This is a genomic window from Staphylococcus sp. 11-B-312 (genome assembly GCF_016743055.1).
Lineage (GTDB): Bacteria > Bacillota > Bacilli > Staphylococcales > Staphylococcaceae > Staphylococcus > Staphylococcus ureilyticus.
The window spans coordinates 1101035-1114957 of sequence record NZ_CP068241.1 but is presented as its reverse complement, the minus strand read 5'-3'; the positions used below and the strand labels follow the sequence as shown (position 1 = coordinate 1114957).

Genomic DNA, 13923 nt, shown 5'->3' with positions numbered 1-13923 from the left:
TTATTCACTTCTTTCGCAATTCTAATTTAATATTTTGCTCAAGCATTTTGGAATTTACAATTTCAAATTGAGGAACGTCTGATAAATTAAAGACATTTTCTGTTTTGAAAAATTGATTGTCACCAGAACCACCTATTATTTTCGGGGCGTAATATAAGATGAGTTCATTTGTAAAGTTAGATTGGAGAAATTCTGAAGTAATCGTGGGACCTGCTTCAACCAAAACACGTCCAATCCCGTTTTGATATAACTGCTTTAAAATATTTTCAATCGTACAATTTGAACAATACATTATTTCTATATTTTTATTTTGATTTTTTAAATTTTTATTTTCTGTGAAAATCCATATTGGCGTCGTCGGTTGTTGAAAAATGTCTAAAGTAAAATCGACTTGTCCAGATTTTGAAAGTATCACACGTATAGGTTGTTTACCTTGTTCAATCCTAGTAGTATATTGTGGATTATCTGCGTTTAACGTACCAGTCCCGGTGATTACTGCATCATGTTTATGTCTGAGCATAAATACATCTTGTTTAACAGTTTTGTTGGTAATCCATTTACTTTCACCACTATCAGTAGCTTGTTTACCATCTAAACTGCAAGATACTTTTACAGTAACTTCAGGAACGCCTTGTCGCTTAGTAATAAAAAAGTCTTTGTATAATGCTTCAGCATCTGTCTTATGATGAAACTCGACTTTCACTCCAGCATTTTGTAAAATTTCATCACCTTTAGACGATAAGGTTGTGTCTTTAACAGCATAAACAACTTTTGAAATACCAAATTCAATAATTTTGTTTACGCATGGTGGCGTTGAACCATAATGTGAACAAGGTTCTAAAGATATATAAATTGTCGCTCCATTTGCTGCTGCTTTTGCCATATCTAAAGCTTGTACTTCGGCATGTTTGTCACCTTTTCGTAAATGTGCACCAATACCGACGATTCTACCTTGATTTACCACAACTGCACCCACAGGAGGATTTACACCAGTTTGGCCATCTACCATCTGCGCCAATTGAATTGCATAATTTAAATATTGACTCATATAATCACCTCTTAATAATAAAAAACACCTGAAACTCATTTCAGGTGTGGGATGTATTTAGATATAACATAATTTACTTAAATTTGGATACACTTCTCCAATTTTTAGAAAAATGTACGTTAAATAAACACTTGTATAAGTGCCTTTTTGTTATACTTCATTCTTTCTCCCATCCAGACTTTACTGTCGGCTCTAGAATTTCACTAGATCAGCCACATTTGCCAAAACAAATGCAGGTCGCAGGCTTAATTTACTGCCGGTTGGGAATTTCACCCTGCCCCGAAAGAATATTTATGAAATTGTAATTGATGATTGAGTCAAAGTAACTTTTGAAAGCTACATCGTTATCGTACTATATATTTCGACAAAAAACAATTCATATTATCTAAGTCGGCTTTATATCAGTAACAACTTGCTTATATTATTGACTTTACAATGCTTATAAGTTGGTTTACAAATCCATTCATCAAAAATTTACATCTTAAAATATTTTCATAAATGATTAAATGCTATACTTATTTAATATTTTTATAATTCAAACCAAAAACGAACGAACATCTAGCAAAAATTACTCTTTTGCTTTCCTCAAAATGAAACCGGATTTAAATTCATTCGGAAACATAATTCATATTTAACTGATTCATCTAAATTGGATAAACATTCGTTTGTATACTACACTACAAAATCAATCATGCTTAGCATTCAACAAATTCTCTACCACACTTACAGCTTGTTTTACTATCATCATAACGCCGTTACGTGATTGATTAATTCCATTTGTAACTTGACCTAAAGCAAACATGTTTTTTAAGGTACCATAACGTGGACTTATAATTTGATTTGTTTCTGGAATGATTTGAATACCACCTAGTGGGTGTGCTTGGACTACTTGCCTATTTTCCAGATTGAGAATCAGTTGATCATCTTGGTCTAATTCTGATAAATGTGATTTTGAACCAGTAGCATTAATGACAATATCAAATTTATCAATTGCTTTAAAATCATCCTCATATTTAAAACAAAATTGATGCCCGTCATATTTAACGTCTTCCAACCCTTTTTTGATTTCAATTTGCCCTTTTTCGATATGATCGATAATTAATTTTGCGGTACGAGGAGGCATTGGGTTCGAATTTTCTTTTAATATAGATTGGTATTTTTCTAAGAATATCTTCTGATCCTCTCTACTGAAACTGTTCCAAATCCAATTTAAATTTTCTTTTGTTAATTCTAAGATACTTTGAAATTTCCCTAGCGCTTCGGCATGTTGTAAATCATAGGTTAAATCCAAAATCGGGTCGCCTTGCCTTCTGTGTACTAATGCTTCTATTGGAATATCATAATATTCACAGTCCTTTTTAAATAATGCCAATGCCTCGTCCAAAGGTACGTTTCCAAAATATGCTTTTTTGATTTCATTAAATTTTTCTGGAGTAAGATATTTAAATTGAATTTCTGGCATATTTCCCCTAACACTGGGTAAATGACCTTTACGACTCGTCACTGTAATAGGTAAATTAGGATGATGTGCCGTTACAAATCGAATGACATCTAAACTTGCTAAGCCAGTACCAATAATGGCAATTCTATCAGTACTATCAACTTCATTTAATGTGTCATAAGTAGGATAAGGTGTTTTTATGTAACCTGGCGTTCCTTTTAATTGATATGGGTCATGATAGGACATCGTACCGATTGTTAAAAATACAATATCATAACGTCGGCGTTTCTCTAAATTTTCAGATGTGCAGACAACATATTCAACCTGCGTATCCCCAATATTAGATTCTATATACACTTCTAATACTGCTTCTTTAATCATATGAATATTACTATATTGATTATGATAAGTTTCCAAATAATCTTTCATATAGTGTCCAAAAATAAATCTGGGTAGATACTCTGGATTAGAAAATTTAAATATAGATTGCTGTTGATACCATTCGTAAAATTCTCGCTCATTATTCAAATTTAAAGACATTTGCTTTGCAGGTAAATTGATTAATAATTGGTCGCTGTCATTTTGAAAAGGCACACCTTGACCCATGTTTTTAGGGTTATCATAAACGTCTACTTCCATTTGTTCGAATTCATTATATTTAACTAATTCTTTTAACAAACTAACACCTGCGGTACCCATACCAATGATAGCTATACGCATTTCACTCATCCTTACTTTAATTAATTTATACTTAGTATATCAAGTATTTAATTGATATTACATATTAATGGACTATGCCACCATTATACAAAATTAATATATATGTTAATATAAAAATGTTGTATCAAAAAGATTTCTAAAACATATAAGGAGTTAAAACATGAAATTTTTTAAAAGAATAATTTATTTATTGATTGTTAGTTCAATTTTATTAGCAAGTTGTGACTTACCTGGTTTAGGCGGCGGTCAATCTAAAAACTCAGTTAAAATTTCTGCTTTAGCTACGAGTGAATCTCAAATCATGGCTTATATGCTTAAAGATTTAATAGAACATGATACAAAAGGAAAGATTACTGGATCGATTATTAACAACTTAGGTTCAGCTACAATACAGCATAATGCATTACTTCGCGGAGATGCCGACATATCAAGTACACGCTACACTGGTACTGATTTGGTTGGAGCTTTAGAACAACAACCTATTACAAATACTCAAAAAGCAATGGCAGTAACTCAAAAATTATTCAATCAAAAATTTGATCAAACGTTTTTCGACTCTTATGGATTTGAAAATACTTTTGCTTTTATGGTTACTAAAGAAACCGCAAAAAAATATGATTTACATACCGTTTCAGATTTAAAAAAAGTAAAAGATAAAGTAAGAGTTGGTACAGATACGACATGGATCAAGAGAGGTGGCGATGGTTATGCACCATTCCGTGCACATTATGGTTTTGGTTTCAATGATTTAAAACCTATGCAAATTGGACTAGTTTACGACGCGTTAAAAAATAATAAACTCGATGTTGCACTTGGTTATACAACAGATGGAAGAATTGCAGCATATGATTTAGTTGTACTTAAGGATGATAAAAATTTTTTCCCGCCATATGACGCTAGCGCGGTCGCTCCAAATGAATTATTACAAAAGCATCCACAAATTAAAAAATCTATTAATAAATTAGATGATAAAATTAGTACTGAACAAATGCAAAAGTTAAACTATGAAGCAGATGGTGAAGGTAAAGAACCAGCAATTGTAGCCAAAAGATTTTTAGAAAAACACAATTATTTCGAAGATGAAAATTAAATTTCAAGTGTAATTCTATATTTAATGTTATGTGATATTAATCGATAAGTGTTACTATAGCTACATAGTAAGGAAGTGATTTAATGAAATTCATTATAAAAGTGATAATATCAACGATTATGCTTTTTATATTATTTGGACAGAAAAATAAAGCTAAATAATATTTACTACTTTAACATCTCTCGTTCATCTTGATAATTAATTCACAGTTTACGGAATTCGATTACCTATGTCTATAAAATATAAATTACTAACTAATGTAAATATCAAAAATCAATCATTTATGTATTCAAAAAGGACTAATCCATTTTTCCTACGGATTAGTCCTTCATTAGTTCGTATAACAAACTCAATCATTTTCATTTGTTATAATTAATTATATTTAAAATCATAGATCATTCTTTTTATGTTTATTATCATCTTTATATACAAAATATTTATAATATTTACCTTCTGTTTTCATATCTTTATAAAAATTTGACATTAGGCTTGCGTTACTTTCAGCCCATTTAATATCTGTAGCATATTGATGTTCACCAGGGTTTTTAGGATTCCAGCGCATGCTATACAATGTGTTTTGATCTTTATTTGATAAAAAGTGTTCATGTATAAAATTAGCACCACCAGTAATTGCTTTTTCTGGTGTATCCCAACCGTGTTTTTTAGCATATTCAGCACCAGTTTTCACTGGATCTTCATCAAGTGCACCGACCCCAAAAAAGTTATAATATTTCTTGCCATCAATTTCAACACCACTCGATAATTCACTTTTAGCTGATCCTGTTTCAAGCAATGCATGTGATATTAAGTATACTTCATTTACATGTTTTTCTTTTGCTGCTTTTATGAAATCGTCTGAATGTTCTAATAGTACTGGATTATCGATTAACATTCTTTTTATTCTATTTTCATCAATTCCTTGATATTTATCTAATTCTAAAAATTGATATTTTTGAGTTTCACTTTCAATAAATTTATTACTATCCATTGCTGCTTTAATCTCAGTTGAAGACGCATCTCTCCATGAATCATTATTTTTATTTGAAATTTGTTGGCTAGTATAATTATCGATTTGTTTTTTTGATGCTTTATCTAAAGTAATATTGAGCTGTTCTACTTTTTCTTGTTGGTTAACCTTTTTAAAAAAGATTTGATCTGAAATCATTGAAAATACAACGACAACAGCTATCACTAACACTACCAATAAGCCAATAATTGATAGTATTGAGCCTTTCTTATGCTTCGTCATGTCCACACCTCATAGGTAATAATAAGAATATTAAGTCCTCTCTTTATTAAAATATACTTTAAGAGACTATCTAAATTTAAATTCTAACACTAAATAGTTGAACGTACAATTTAATATGTTTGTTGTTACATATTCATAAAAAAAGTAATGAAATTTTAATTTCATTACTCTTGACTTTTATTATATTCCATCATAACAAAGCTTACTGCTTGGGATCTGTTTTTATAATAATAACGATTTAAATCAATTGTTCCTTCAATTTCACCATCGCGGTACATCATTTCTTTTGTTAGATTATTTATCATAACAAAGTCTGATTTATCTTTAATCATATCTAAATCATCATGTCTCGCAAAAAAATGTTCTAAATTTAAATGTGCGTAATCCATATAAACCTCCTGATTTGTTGTCCGAAGATAATACTAAAACTCTAAAGTGTTATATCTTTAAGTTGAATACGCGTTGATGTTATAAAACTTAAATTTTATCTATCTTATTAACTCTATTTAACACCTATTATCATTATTTAGCAAATGAAAATTACTAAATTTTAAAATAAAATGATTGCATCCGGAAATAAAAGTTATATATATAACAATGGAGTTACAGCATGTCCTTCGAACAAACATATTTTCAATTCAAATTTATTATTTTTGTGTTATTAAAAAAATACCATATTAAGTATAATCGAGAAGAATATACTCAATTACTCACTATCAAAATGTGGGAACTAACACAGAAGTATTCTCCCCATCATTCTGTCTCATTACAACAATTTTTATATTTTCGTTTGAATTGCTATTTGATTGATTTGTTTCGCAGTCAGAAACAATTAGAAATTACAATAAATTCTCCAGATTTAAAAGAACGAGAAAATATCCTGTTTGATCAAATGAATCATCAAATTATATACCAACAGTTTTTGCAACTATTAACTACTAATGAAAAAAATTGGCTTAACTTAAAATTGCTAGGCTATAAACAATTTGAGATTGCATCAATATTGAACTGCTCTGTTTCTACAATAAAAAATTATCGGAAAAAGGTGCAAATAAAATACATTAAATATTACGGAATAAATCAAAAATAGGAGTTGGCAAATGACAAAGTTTACAAAATTATTATACCTCAAATCCGTTGTTGGAAATGAAATCATAACAGTCGGGCAATATACCACGCATCAATTTCACTATCCTACTTCAATCATGCCTACACTTACTTACCTTCTAGAAACCTATGGTTTATCACTATCTTATCAAACAAAACAAGCTAAACTAGTTTTAAAAATCAGAAAAATGGTCCCTATATTTATTAATCCAGATATTACTTTATTTCCGCTTAAAGCGAGACGCGCACCCTTGCAATATTATATCAATGCAAATGCGATTGTTGGGATTAAATCAAATAATGAACAAACAACAATTTATTTTGAAAATGCTACATTCATCATTGTAGATGCACCCTACACTTTTGTATATAAAAAATGGCAAGAAAGCATCACACTTTCTCACCTTTTAATTTAACGCATCATAGCGCTCTATTATGCTTATATTCTAATAGCTTCTTCGTAAAATAACCTGTTGCGACCTTAATTAAGTATAGACTAATCACCAATAATAGTAGCGCACCTATGAGTGTCAATACAACGATAATACTAGATAAATCAACTTCTGGTTTAATAAAAAATTGGACTGACGACAAACTTGTCAATAAAGCAAATAAGAATAATCCTAATAAAATAATATATGTAATTAAAATACCAATTAATAACATGAAGAAATAAGCTGATGAAACTACCTTTTCTTCAAAGATATAATTTTTCAAAAATTGGTTGGAAAACGCAATCGGTCGATTGAGTTCTTCCTCATGGTTTTTATCCAAGACTTTCGATAACACTTGATCTAGTTGTTGTTTTTCTTTTTTATTTAAAAACCATAAATGCTTTTTAACTTTCTGTTTAAAAATATTTGCTTTCATTAAAGTTTCTCCTTAAAAGTATCACACTTATACTATCAATATACAGGATAAGTTATTTATCTTATGGTTTCAATAAAATTATAAAAAATTTTGCAATCAAATTATATTTTCTTTGCTTAACCATGCCATTCGATAGTTTTTTATTTCATTCAAGTAACCACATAAATTCAATTTATTCAATACTACTTTAATCAACGCCAACAATGAATTGAAATACAACTTTCCATCGCTTACCCAATAGTAAATGATTTCGCTTCTATAATCGCTCATTATTTACTCGTTTCATTCATTATTAAGTCATAATATTATAACTTTAGTTAATTGCTTAATAATAAAATAACTTTTACTTCAGTAACTATACTTTAACTTTGAGTGTGTATAAGCAAGGTAGATGATAATAAAAACACTTTCATATGAATTCATTTTATGATGAATTCAATGAAAGTGTTTTTTATTCCCATCATTTGGGAATAGCTACAGAAATGAACTAACTGTGTTTACGACTATAAAATAGACAGACCAGAACTTTGGATATCTTTTGCAAAGCCTTTAACTGTATCAACAGATAATTCGTTTATATCGCGTCCTAAATTATTATTCACTTTTTTAACTACATCTGCCGGACATGTAATAATATCCGCGCCAACTTCATCAGCTTGGATGACATTGATGACTTCGCGACAGCTTGCCCATAATAATTTCACACCTTTTTTACTGTGTGTAACATCAGCCGCTTCTTTCATCAATGGAATTGGATCTACTCCTGTATCTGCAATGCGTCCAGCAAATACAGATACATATGTTGGAACACCTTCTGTTACAGCATTAGTAATTTCTTTAACTTGATCTAAAGTATAAACAGCAGTAATGTTTAAACGAACATTGTTTGCTGATAATTTTTTAATTAGAGAAATAGTTGATTCACCTTTTGTGTTTACAATTGGAATCTTAACAAAAACATTATCGCCATATTGTTTTAAAATTTCCGCTTCTTTTTCCATAGTTTCTAAATCATCTGCGAATACTTCAAATGAAATAGAAGCGTCAGGAATTTCGCGCACAGCTTCTTCGGCAAATGCTTTATAATCTGTTACACCTGCTTTTGCCATTAAACTTGGGTTTGTGGTAAAACCATCTACTTGTTTATTTTTATAAGCTGCTTTCATTTCTTCAATATCTGCACCATCTGCAAACACTTCAACATTTAAATTTGCCATTACTAATTCCTCCTGACTAAAATAAATAATTCTATAAAGAATTATTTTTATAACGGTTTAAACCATACACTTTATTTATACCACCTTTATTTCATAAATTCTATTTTTCTGCTTATAAATGATTAATTTCTGAAAATAATAGTATCAGTAACAGATCTAATATCACTAAAAATCAAGCTTTATAATCTATATTGTTATTAACTAAAAACTTTTCTTATTGTAAATTTAGTTAACTTTAAGTTAATTTATGGTATTATAACTTAATAAATTGCATTAGGAGGTTATTATGGCACGTTCAAAACTTTATTTTTATTTATCATGCATTTTAATTATAATTAGCTTTTATTTTAATACTAGAAACCCTCTACTAAATATGCACTTTAATTCAATGATTAAACTCATTTTTGTTTGTAGTATTATCAATGCTATTATTTTAATACTTGCTATTATCTTTTCTGATAAATCTATTAAAAATTTACATGAAGATTCAGATTGGATTCGTCCAGTTAGCAAAGTTTTACCTTATATAATATTAATTGTGATAGCAATTCATATTATTGCTTCTCTCTCAACATTTGGTATTATTTTCTAAATCCTACTACAAAAGTTATACTACTTTTGTAGTTTATTTTTTTGAAAGGAAGATATCATAGTGCAATATTTATATATTTTTGTTGGCGGTGCCATTGGCGCATTCATTCGCTATTTATTATCTGTTTTTAATAGTACTGAAGGATTTCCAACTGGCACATTTTTTGCGAATATCATAGGTGCATTTTTAATGGGCTTATTAGGGTCTTTAGCGATACAGTATTTTAGAAACAATCCACTACTCAAAAAAGGTATAACTACTGGATTACTTGGTGCACTGACTACTTTTTCAACGTTTCAATTCGAACTTGTTGGATTATTACAACAACAAGCATATGTAATGTTAGTAACCTATGCTTTACTCAGCTATATCATAGGTATATTGGTTTGTTATATTGGAGTTAGAATGGGGGCGCGTTTATCATGACTCAGTTTTTTTTAGTTATGTTAGGTGGCGGAATAGGCGCAGTTATTCGTGCATTTGTTACTAATTTCTTTAACAATAGAATTAATAGTACTTACCCGATTGCAACACTTGTCGTAAATATTTTAGGTAGTTTTTTGATTGGTCTATGCATGGGACTGACTTTAAACGTTACTTGGATTAACACATTTTTAATTGTTGGAATTCTTGGTGGACTAACTACTTTTTCAACTTTATCATCTGAATTAGTTCAAATGTTAACACCAAACAAACAGATATTTCATTTTATTATTTATTCAATTTTACAATATGTAGTAGCGTTCATTTCATGTTTATTAGGATATTTTATGATTTAACTTACATAAAAAGAAAAGACCGTAAATATAGTTTTAATCTACTATATTTACGGTCTTATTCAAAATGCAATTACTCTATTAGTGTCCACTATACTCTGATGGATTAGGACCAATTCTTTTATCTTCGTTTAAACTGTCTAAACGTTCAATGTGTTCTTTAGTTAATTCAAAATCAAATACATTTAAATTTTCTTCAATTCTAGATGGTGTGACAGATTTAGGTATCACTACAACTCCATGTTCAATATTCCATCTGATTATAACTTGTGCTGGTGTTTTATTTATTTCTGATGCTACTGACTTAACTGTAGCATCTTCCAAAATTTGTGCATTCATTAATGGTGACCAGGATTCTACGTGTATATTTTGAACTTCAAGATATCTTCTCAATTCTGACTGTGTGAGATAAGGATGAAATTCAACTTGGTTAATTACAGGTTTAATTGAAACTTGAGCAAGTAATGCTTCTAAATGTTCTGCATTAAAGTTACTAACCCCAATATTCTTAACTTTATCATTTTTATACAAATCTTCCATACCTTGCCAAGTATCTATCATCAATGCTTCATCTAAGCCTGGCCAATGCATTAAATATAAATCTAAATAGTCTAATCCTAGCTTACTTAAACTAGTCTCATAAGCTTCCGCCACATTGCTGCGACCATAATCATCAAGCCATAATTTGGATGTAACAAAAAGATCACTTCTATCTAATCCTGTGGATGCTAATCCTTCTGCAATGCCTTGTCCAACCATTTCCTCATTATCATATATCATTGCAGTATCAATATGTCTATACCCATTTTCAATTGCATGTTTTACTGCATCCTTACATTGATCATTATTTTCAACTCGGAAAGTACCTAAGCCTATGATTGGCATTTCATTACCATTATAAAATGTTACAAATTCCAAATTTAAACTCCCCTTTACTATTAAACTATCTATAATAATAATCAAATTTATCAAACAATTAAATTAAAATGCCTAAATTTTAAATAATTTGTCTAAATAAATTACTTATATACTTAGATATAGACTTTTAACAAATAGCTATAGTCATAACCTTCTAAAAAATTCGATTCTTTTCCTAAACCAAAAACACATTTGTTAAGTTATTTTAATCCTATTGTTTAATGACCTATACATATATTGGTATTATATAGAATTAGAATAACATTAATAAATAGCAATTTAGATACATATATTTTGATAGGCAAATCAAACCAGATAATTTATATTAAAGTTTGCTCGTAGAAAAGTAAGTTCACACTTATAAAATACAAGTAAAAAAGCCCATAAATAAATTTTTGAAAAAATTCATTTATGAGCTATTATAACAAGATTTATATTCTTGATACTTAATTAGTTAAATGTTTCAATTTCATCCATCACACGTTGTAAATCTTCAACATTGTACTGGATACGACCATGAAAAACAAACTTATTAAAGTATTCATCAAGTTGTTCTGGTCCAACTAGCACTTTAGAATTAGTACTTTGTGCATAATTTGAAATTGTCACAGCACCTTCATCTTTAGGATTAAAATAAAGAATTGATGTCGGTGTGAATTTCAAGTTTAATTCTGTTTGTAATTCACCAGCTAGTTTTTCAATTTCATTTAAATAATTCGTATAATTTACAAATGATAAAGAATCTTTGTCATCATTTTGGTCCATAACTAAGGTTTGTGCCGTTTGTTTGTCAAGGTTTAACGTTTCAAACACTTGCTCCATCATCGGTTGTTCTTTGAATTGGTTAGCATTAATGCCATTAAATACATGACCTTTTAACAACTGTGAATCTATGAGATAGAGTCCAGTACGTGTGAGTACTAAATGACTTATACGGCGTATATCACTAAAGTTATTTTTCGGTAAGAAAATATTTGCCATGATATGCATATCTTCTGGACGAATACGTTTTTCATTAACTAAGCGTTCACGAATACCAATTAATCTCATATCCGTTACATACTCACTTTTATTTTTAGAGAAAAGTTTTAATGCATCTATTTCTTGCTCTTTTGCATTTACTGTAGCTTCATAGTCCTCTTTTTGTTTAGTAACTTGTTTTTTATTTTCAATTCTTTCTTTTTCTAACTCTTCATCATGTTCATCGCTAAGTTTTTGTTCTCTTGTTTTGTATTGCTCCTCAATGGTTTGCTGTGCTTTTTTCTTACTTTTCAAAGCAACTAAAAATAAAATCAAACAAATAACTGCTACGACAATTGCCACGATTAGTCCAATTTCCATCGGGCCAAATGAATTCATAACAACAACGCTCCTTTATGTGTTCAGTAACTTAATTATAATAGATATGAGTTCATCATTCGATAGTAAAGTTTAAAAAATTAATTACGTCACGCTTATATTTCTACGCTATCTTTTAATAAATTTACTTTATCTAATTTTTCCCAAGGTAACAGTATATCTGTTCTTCCAAAGTGACCATACGCTGCCGTTTGTTTATATATTGGATGTTTTAAATCTAACATTTTAATAATGCCTGCTGGTCTTAAATCAAAGTGAGTTCTAACTGCTTCTACTAGTTCTGTTTCACTTACTTTTCCTGTTCCAAAAGTATCTATTGCAATCGATACTGGTTCAGCCACTCCAATGGCATATGCGAGTTGAACTTCACATTTATCCGCTAAATCAGCTGCTACAATATTTTTGGCTACATAACGCGCAGCATAAGTAGCTGAACGATCTACTTTTGTAGGATCTTTACCGCTAAAGCAACCTCCTCCATGACGTGCATAACCACCGTATGTATCTACGATAATTTTACGACCAGTTAAACCAACATCACCCTGAGGCCCGCCAATTACAAATCGTCCAGTTGGATTAATATAAAATCTTGTATTATCGTCAATTAATCCTTCCGGTACTGTTGGGTATATGACATGTTCTTTGATGTCAGCTTGAATTTGTTCTAAAGTAATGTCTTCCGCATGTTGAGCTGAAACGACAATTGTATCTATACGATGTGGTTTATCTTGTTCATCATATTCCACCGTTACTTGAACTTTTCCATCTGGGCGCAAGTATTTTAAAATACTATCTTTTCGCACATCTGATAATCGCTTAGCTAATTGATGAGATAAAAATATTGGTAACGGCATATAAGTATCCGTTTCGTTTGTCGCATAACCAAACATTAAACCTTGGTCACCTGCACCAGTTGCTTCAATTTCTTCTTCTGATAAATTATCACGATATTCTAATGCATTATCGACGCCTTGTGCAATATCAGGCGATTGCTCGTCAATAGCTGTTAATATTGCCATCGTTTGACTATCGTAACCATATTTAGCACGTGTATACCCGATGTTTTTAATTGTTTCTCTTACAACTTTAGGGATATCTACATATGTAGCTGTAGAAATTTCTCCTGAAATTAATGCCATACCCGTAGTCACGGTAGTTTCACAAGCAACCCGCGCATGAGGATCATCTTTCAATATTTCGTCTAAAATTGCATCAGACACTTGGTCAGCGATTTTATCTGGGTGCCCTTCTGTAACCGATTCTGAAGTAAATAATCTTCTATTATAAGTCATAAATTAACTTGCTCCTTTGTCTTTGATTACGAAAATTCTCTTTTATTGAGCTCATTAAAAAAAGCCTTCTTCACTATATGAATAGAGAGAAGGCCCTTATACGTCCATTCGCTCTTATCGTTCAGACGCTATTTGTCCGCAAACGGTTTGGCACCTTTCTTCGTTGTAAGAAGAGGTTGCTGGGCTTCATTGGGTCCATGTCCCTCCGCCACTCAGGATAAGAGAATCCGTTAATCACTATAGT

At 30.2% G+C, this 13923-nt stretch carries 15 protein-coding genes and 2 riboswitches; of the genes, 6 read left to right on the top strand and 9 right to left on the bottom strand.

All coding sequences use genetic code 11. The features are described 5' to 3' along the window. Positions 1-4 precede the first annotated feature (4 nt). Positions 5-1048: a bifunctional diaminohydroxyphosphoribosylaminopyrimidine deaminase/5-amino-6-(5-phosphoribosylamino)uracil reductase RibD gene (ribD, locus tag JG554_RS05355; RefSeq protein WP_070039571.1), complete on the bottom strand. Its 1044-nt coding sequence runs from the start codon at positions 1046-1048 to the stop codon at positions 5-7. A 157-nt stretch (positions 1049-1205) separates the two neighbouring features. Then, a riboswitch (FMN riboswitch) is annotated at positions 1206-1339 on the bottom strand. Between the two features lie 394 nt (positions 1340-1733). After that, complete coding sequence (locus tag JG554_RS05350; RefSeq protein ID WP_070039573.1) at positions 1734-3209, bottom strand: FAD/NAD(P)-binding protein; 1476 nt, start codon at positions 3207-3209, stop codon at positions 1734-1736. A 160-nt stretch (positions 3210-3369) separates the two neighbouring features. Here JG554_RS05350 and JG554_RS05345 point away from each other — a divergent pair, with 160 nt between their 5' ends. Next, a complete protein-coding gene (locus tag JG554_RS05345) occupies positions 3370-4299 on the top strand; it encodes an osmoprotectant ABC transporter substrate-binding protein (RefSeq protein WP_070039575.1) in 930 nt (309 codons plus the stop codon). A 388-nt stretch (positions 4300-4687) separates the two neighbouring features. Here the strand turns inward: JG554_RS05345 and JG554_RS05340 are convergent, their stop codons facing one another. Both JG554_RS05340 and JG554_RS05335 read right to left on the bottom strand, forming a co-directional pair. Beyond that, positions 4688-5548, bottom strand: a complete 861-nt coding sequence (locus JG554_RS05340) for a peptidoglycan release complex glucosaminidase SagB (protein WP_203265383.1) — start codon at positions 5546-5548, stop codon at positions 4688-4690. A 164-nt stretch (positions 5549-5712) separates the two neighbouring features. Then, positions 5713-5937 carry a hypothetical protein gene (locus JG554_RS05335; protein WP_019468074.1) on the bottom strand — a complete coding sequence of 75 codons (225 nt, stop codon included), beginning with the start codon at positions 5935-5937 and terminating at the stop codon, positions 5713-5715. A gap of 332 nt (positions 5938-6269) precedes the next feature. On the opposite strand from JG554_RS05335, the gene JG554_RS05330 reads away from it, so the two are divergent. Further along, positions 6270-6638 carry a helix-turn-helix domain-containing protein gene (locus JG554_RS05330; protein ID WP_274380046.1) on the top strand — a complete coding sequence of 123 codons (369 nt, stop codon included), beginning with the start codon at positions 6270-6272 and terminating at the stop codon, positions 6636-6638. A 10-nt stretch (positions 6639-6648) separates the two neighbouring features. Continuing rightward, positions 6649-7071 (top strand): competence protein ComK, encoded by a 423-nt coding sequence (locus JG554_RS05325; protein ID WP_070039579.1) that lies wholly within the window; start codon positions 6649-6651, stop codon positions 7069-7071. Positions 7072-7075: 4 nt separating this feature from the next. Here JG554_RS05325 and JG554_RS05320 read toward each other — a convergent pair whose 3' ends face one another. Then, on the bottom strand, positions 7076-7525 hold the full coding sequence (locus JG554_RS05320; protein ID WP_046207599.1) for a hypothetical protein: 450 nt from the start codon (positions 7523-7525) through the stop codon (positions 7076-7078). Between the two features lie 503 nt (positions 7526-8028). Continuing rightward, positions 8029-8742 carry a transaldolase gene (locus tag JG554_RS05315; protein ID WP_046207600.1) on the bottom strand — a complete coding sequence of 238 codons (714 nt, stop codon included), beginning with the start codon at positions 8740-8742 and terminating at the stop codon, positions 8029-8031. Positions 8743-9028: 286 nt separating this feature from the next. Between JG554_RS05315 and JG554_RS05310 the strand changes: the two genes are divergently transcribed. Genes JG554_RS05310 through JG554_RS05300 form a run of 3 tightly spaced genes read left to right on the top strand, consistent with a single transcriptional unit; the run spans position 9029 to position 10113 of the window. Continuing rightward, positions 9029-9334, top strand: coding sequence for a hypothetical protein (locus JG554_RS05310; RefSeq protein WP_070039581.1), 306 nt, complete (start codon positions 9029-9031; stop codon positions 9332-9334). Between the two features lie 60 nt (positions 9335-9394). Then, complete coding sequence (crcB, locus tag JG554_RS05305; RefSeq protein WP_046207602.1) at positions 9395-9760, top strand: fluoride efflux transporter CrcB; 366 nt, start codon at positions 9395-9397, stop codon at positions 9758-9760. Next, on the top strand, positions 9757-10113 hold the full coding sequence (locus JG554_RS05300) for a fluoride efflux transporter FluC (RefSeq protein WP_046207603.1): 357 nt from the start codon (positions 9757-9759) through the stop codon (positions 10111-10113). The genes crcB and JG554_RS05300 overlap by 4 nt, the downstream gene beginning before the upstream one ends. A 78-nt stretch (positions 10114-10191) precedes the next feature. Here the strand turns inward: JG554_RS05300 and JG554_RS05295 are convergent, their stop codons facing one another. The 3 genes from JG554_RS05295 to metK form a co-directional block, all read right to left on the bottom strand. Continuing rightward, complete coding sequence (locus JG554_RS05295) at positions 10192-11028, bottom strand: aldo/keto reductase (RefSeq protein ID WP_070039582.1); 837 nt, start codon at positions 11026-11028, stop codon at positions 10192-10194. Positions 11029-11478: 450 nt separating this feature from the next. After that, positions 11479-12387, bottom strand: coding sequence for a nuclease-related domain-containing protein (locus JG554_RS05290; protein WP_046207605.1), 909 nt, complete (start codon positions 12385-12387; stop codon positions 11479-11481). A gap of 95 nt (positions 12388-12482) precedes the next feature. After that, positions 12483-13679: a methionine adenosyltransferase gene (gene metK, locus JG554_RS05285; protein WP_064208803.1), complete on the bottom strand. Its 1197-nt coding sequence runs from the start codon at positions 13677-13679 to the stop codon at positions 12483-12485. Positions 13680-13790: 111 nt separating this feature from the next. Then, positions 13791-13903, bottom strand: a riboswitch (SAM riboswitch). Positions 13904-13923: the final 20 nt, after the last annotated feature.

Excerpts from the sequence above, each read along its gene's own strand:
- ribD (WP_070039571.1), bottom strand. The coding sequence starts at position 1,048 with ATGAGTCAATATTTAAATTATGCAATTCAATTGGCGCAGATGGTAGAT.
- JG554_RS05350 (WP_070039573.1), bottom strand. The coding sequence starts at position 3,209 with ATGCGTATAGCTATCATTGGTATGGGTACCGCAGGTGTTAGTTTGTTA.
- JG554_RS05345 (WP_070039575.1), top strand. The coding sequence starts at position 3,370 with ATGAAATTTTTTAAAAGAATAATTTATTTATTGATTGTTAGTTCAATT.
- JG554_RS05340 (WP_203265383.1), bottom strand. The coding sequence starts at position 5,548 with ATGACGAAGCATAAGAAAGGCTCAATACTATCAATTATTGGCTTATTG.
- JG554_RS05335 (WP_019468074.1), bottom strand. The coding sequence starts at position 5,937 with ATGGATTACGCACATTTAAATTTAGAACATTTTTTTGCGAGACATGAT.
- JG554_RS05330 (WP_274380046.1), top strand. The coding sequence starts at position 6,270 with ATGTGGGAACTAACACAGAAGTATTCTCCCCATCATTCTGTCTCATTA.
- JG554_RS05325 (WP_070039579.1), top strand. The coding sequence starts at position 6,649 with ATGACAAAGTTTACAAAATTATTATACCTCAAATCCGTTGTTGGAAAT.
- JG554_RS05320 (WP_046207599.1), bottom strand. The coding sequence starts at position 7,525 with ATGAAAGCAAATATTTTTAAACAGAAAGTTAAAAAGCATTTATGGTTT.
- JG554_RS05315 (WP_046207600.1), bottom strand. The coding sequence starts at position 8,742 with ATGGCAAATTTAAATGTTGAAGTGTTTGCAGATGGTGCAGATATTGAA.
- JG554_RS05310 (WP_070039581.1), top strand. The coding sequence starts at position 9,029 with ATGGCACGTTCAAAACTTTATTTTTATTTATCATGCATTTTAATTATA.
- JG554_RS05300 (WP_046207603.1), top strand. The coding sequence starts at position 9,757 with ATGACTCAGTTTTTTTTAGTTATGTTAGGTGGCGGAATAGGCGCAGTT.
- JG554_RS05290 (WP_046207605.1), bottom strand. The coding sequence starts at position 12,387 with ATGAATTCATTTGGCCCGATGGAAATTGGACTAATCGTGGCAATTGTC.
- metK (WP_064208803.1), bottom strand. The coding sequence starts at position 13,679 with ATGACTTATAATAGAAGATTATTTACTTCAGAATCGGTTACAGAAGGG.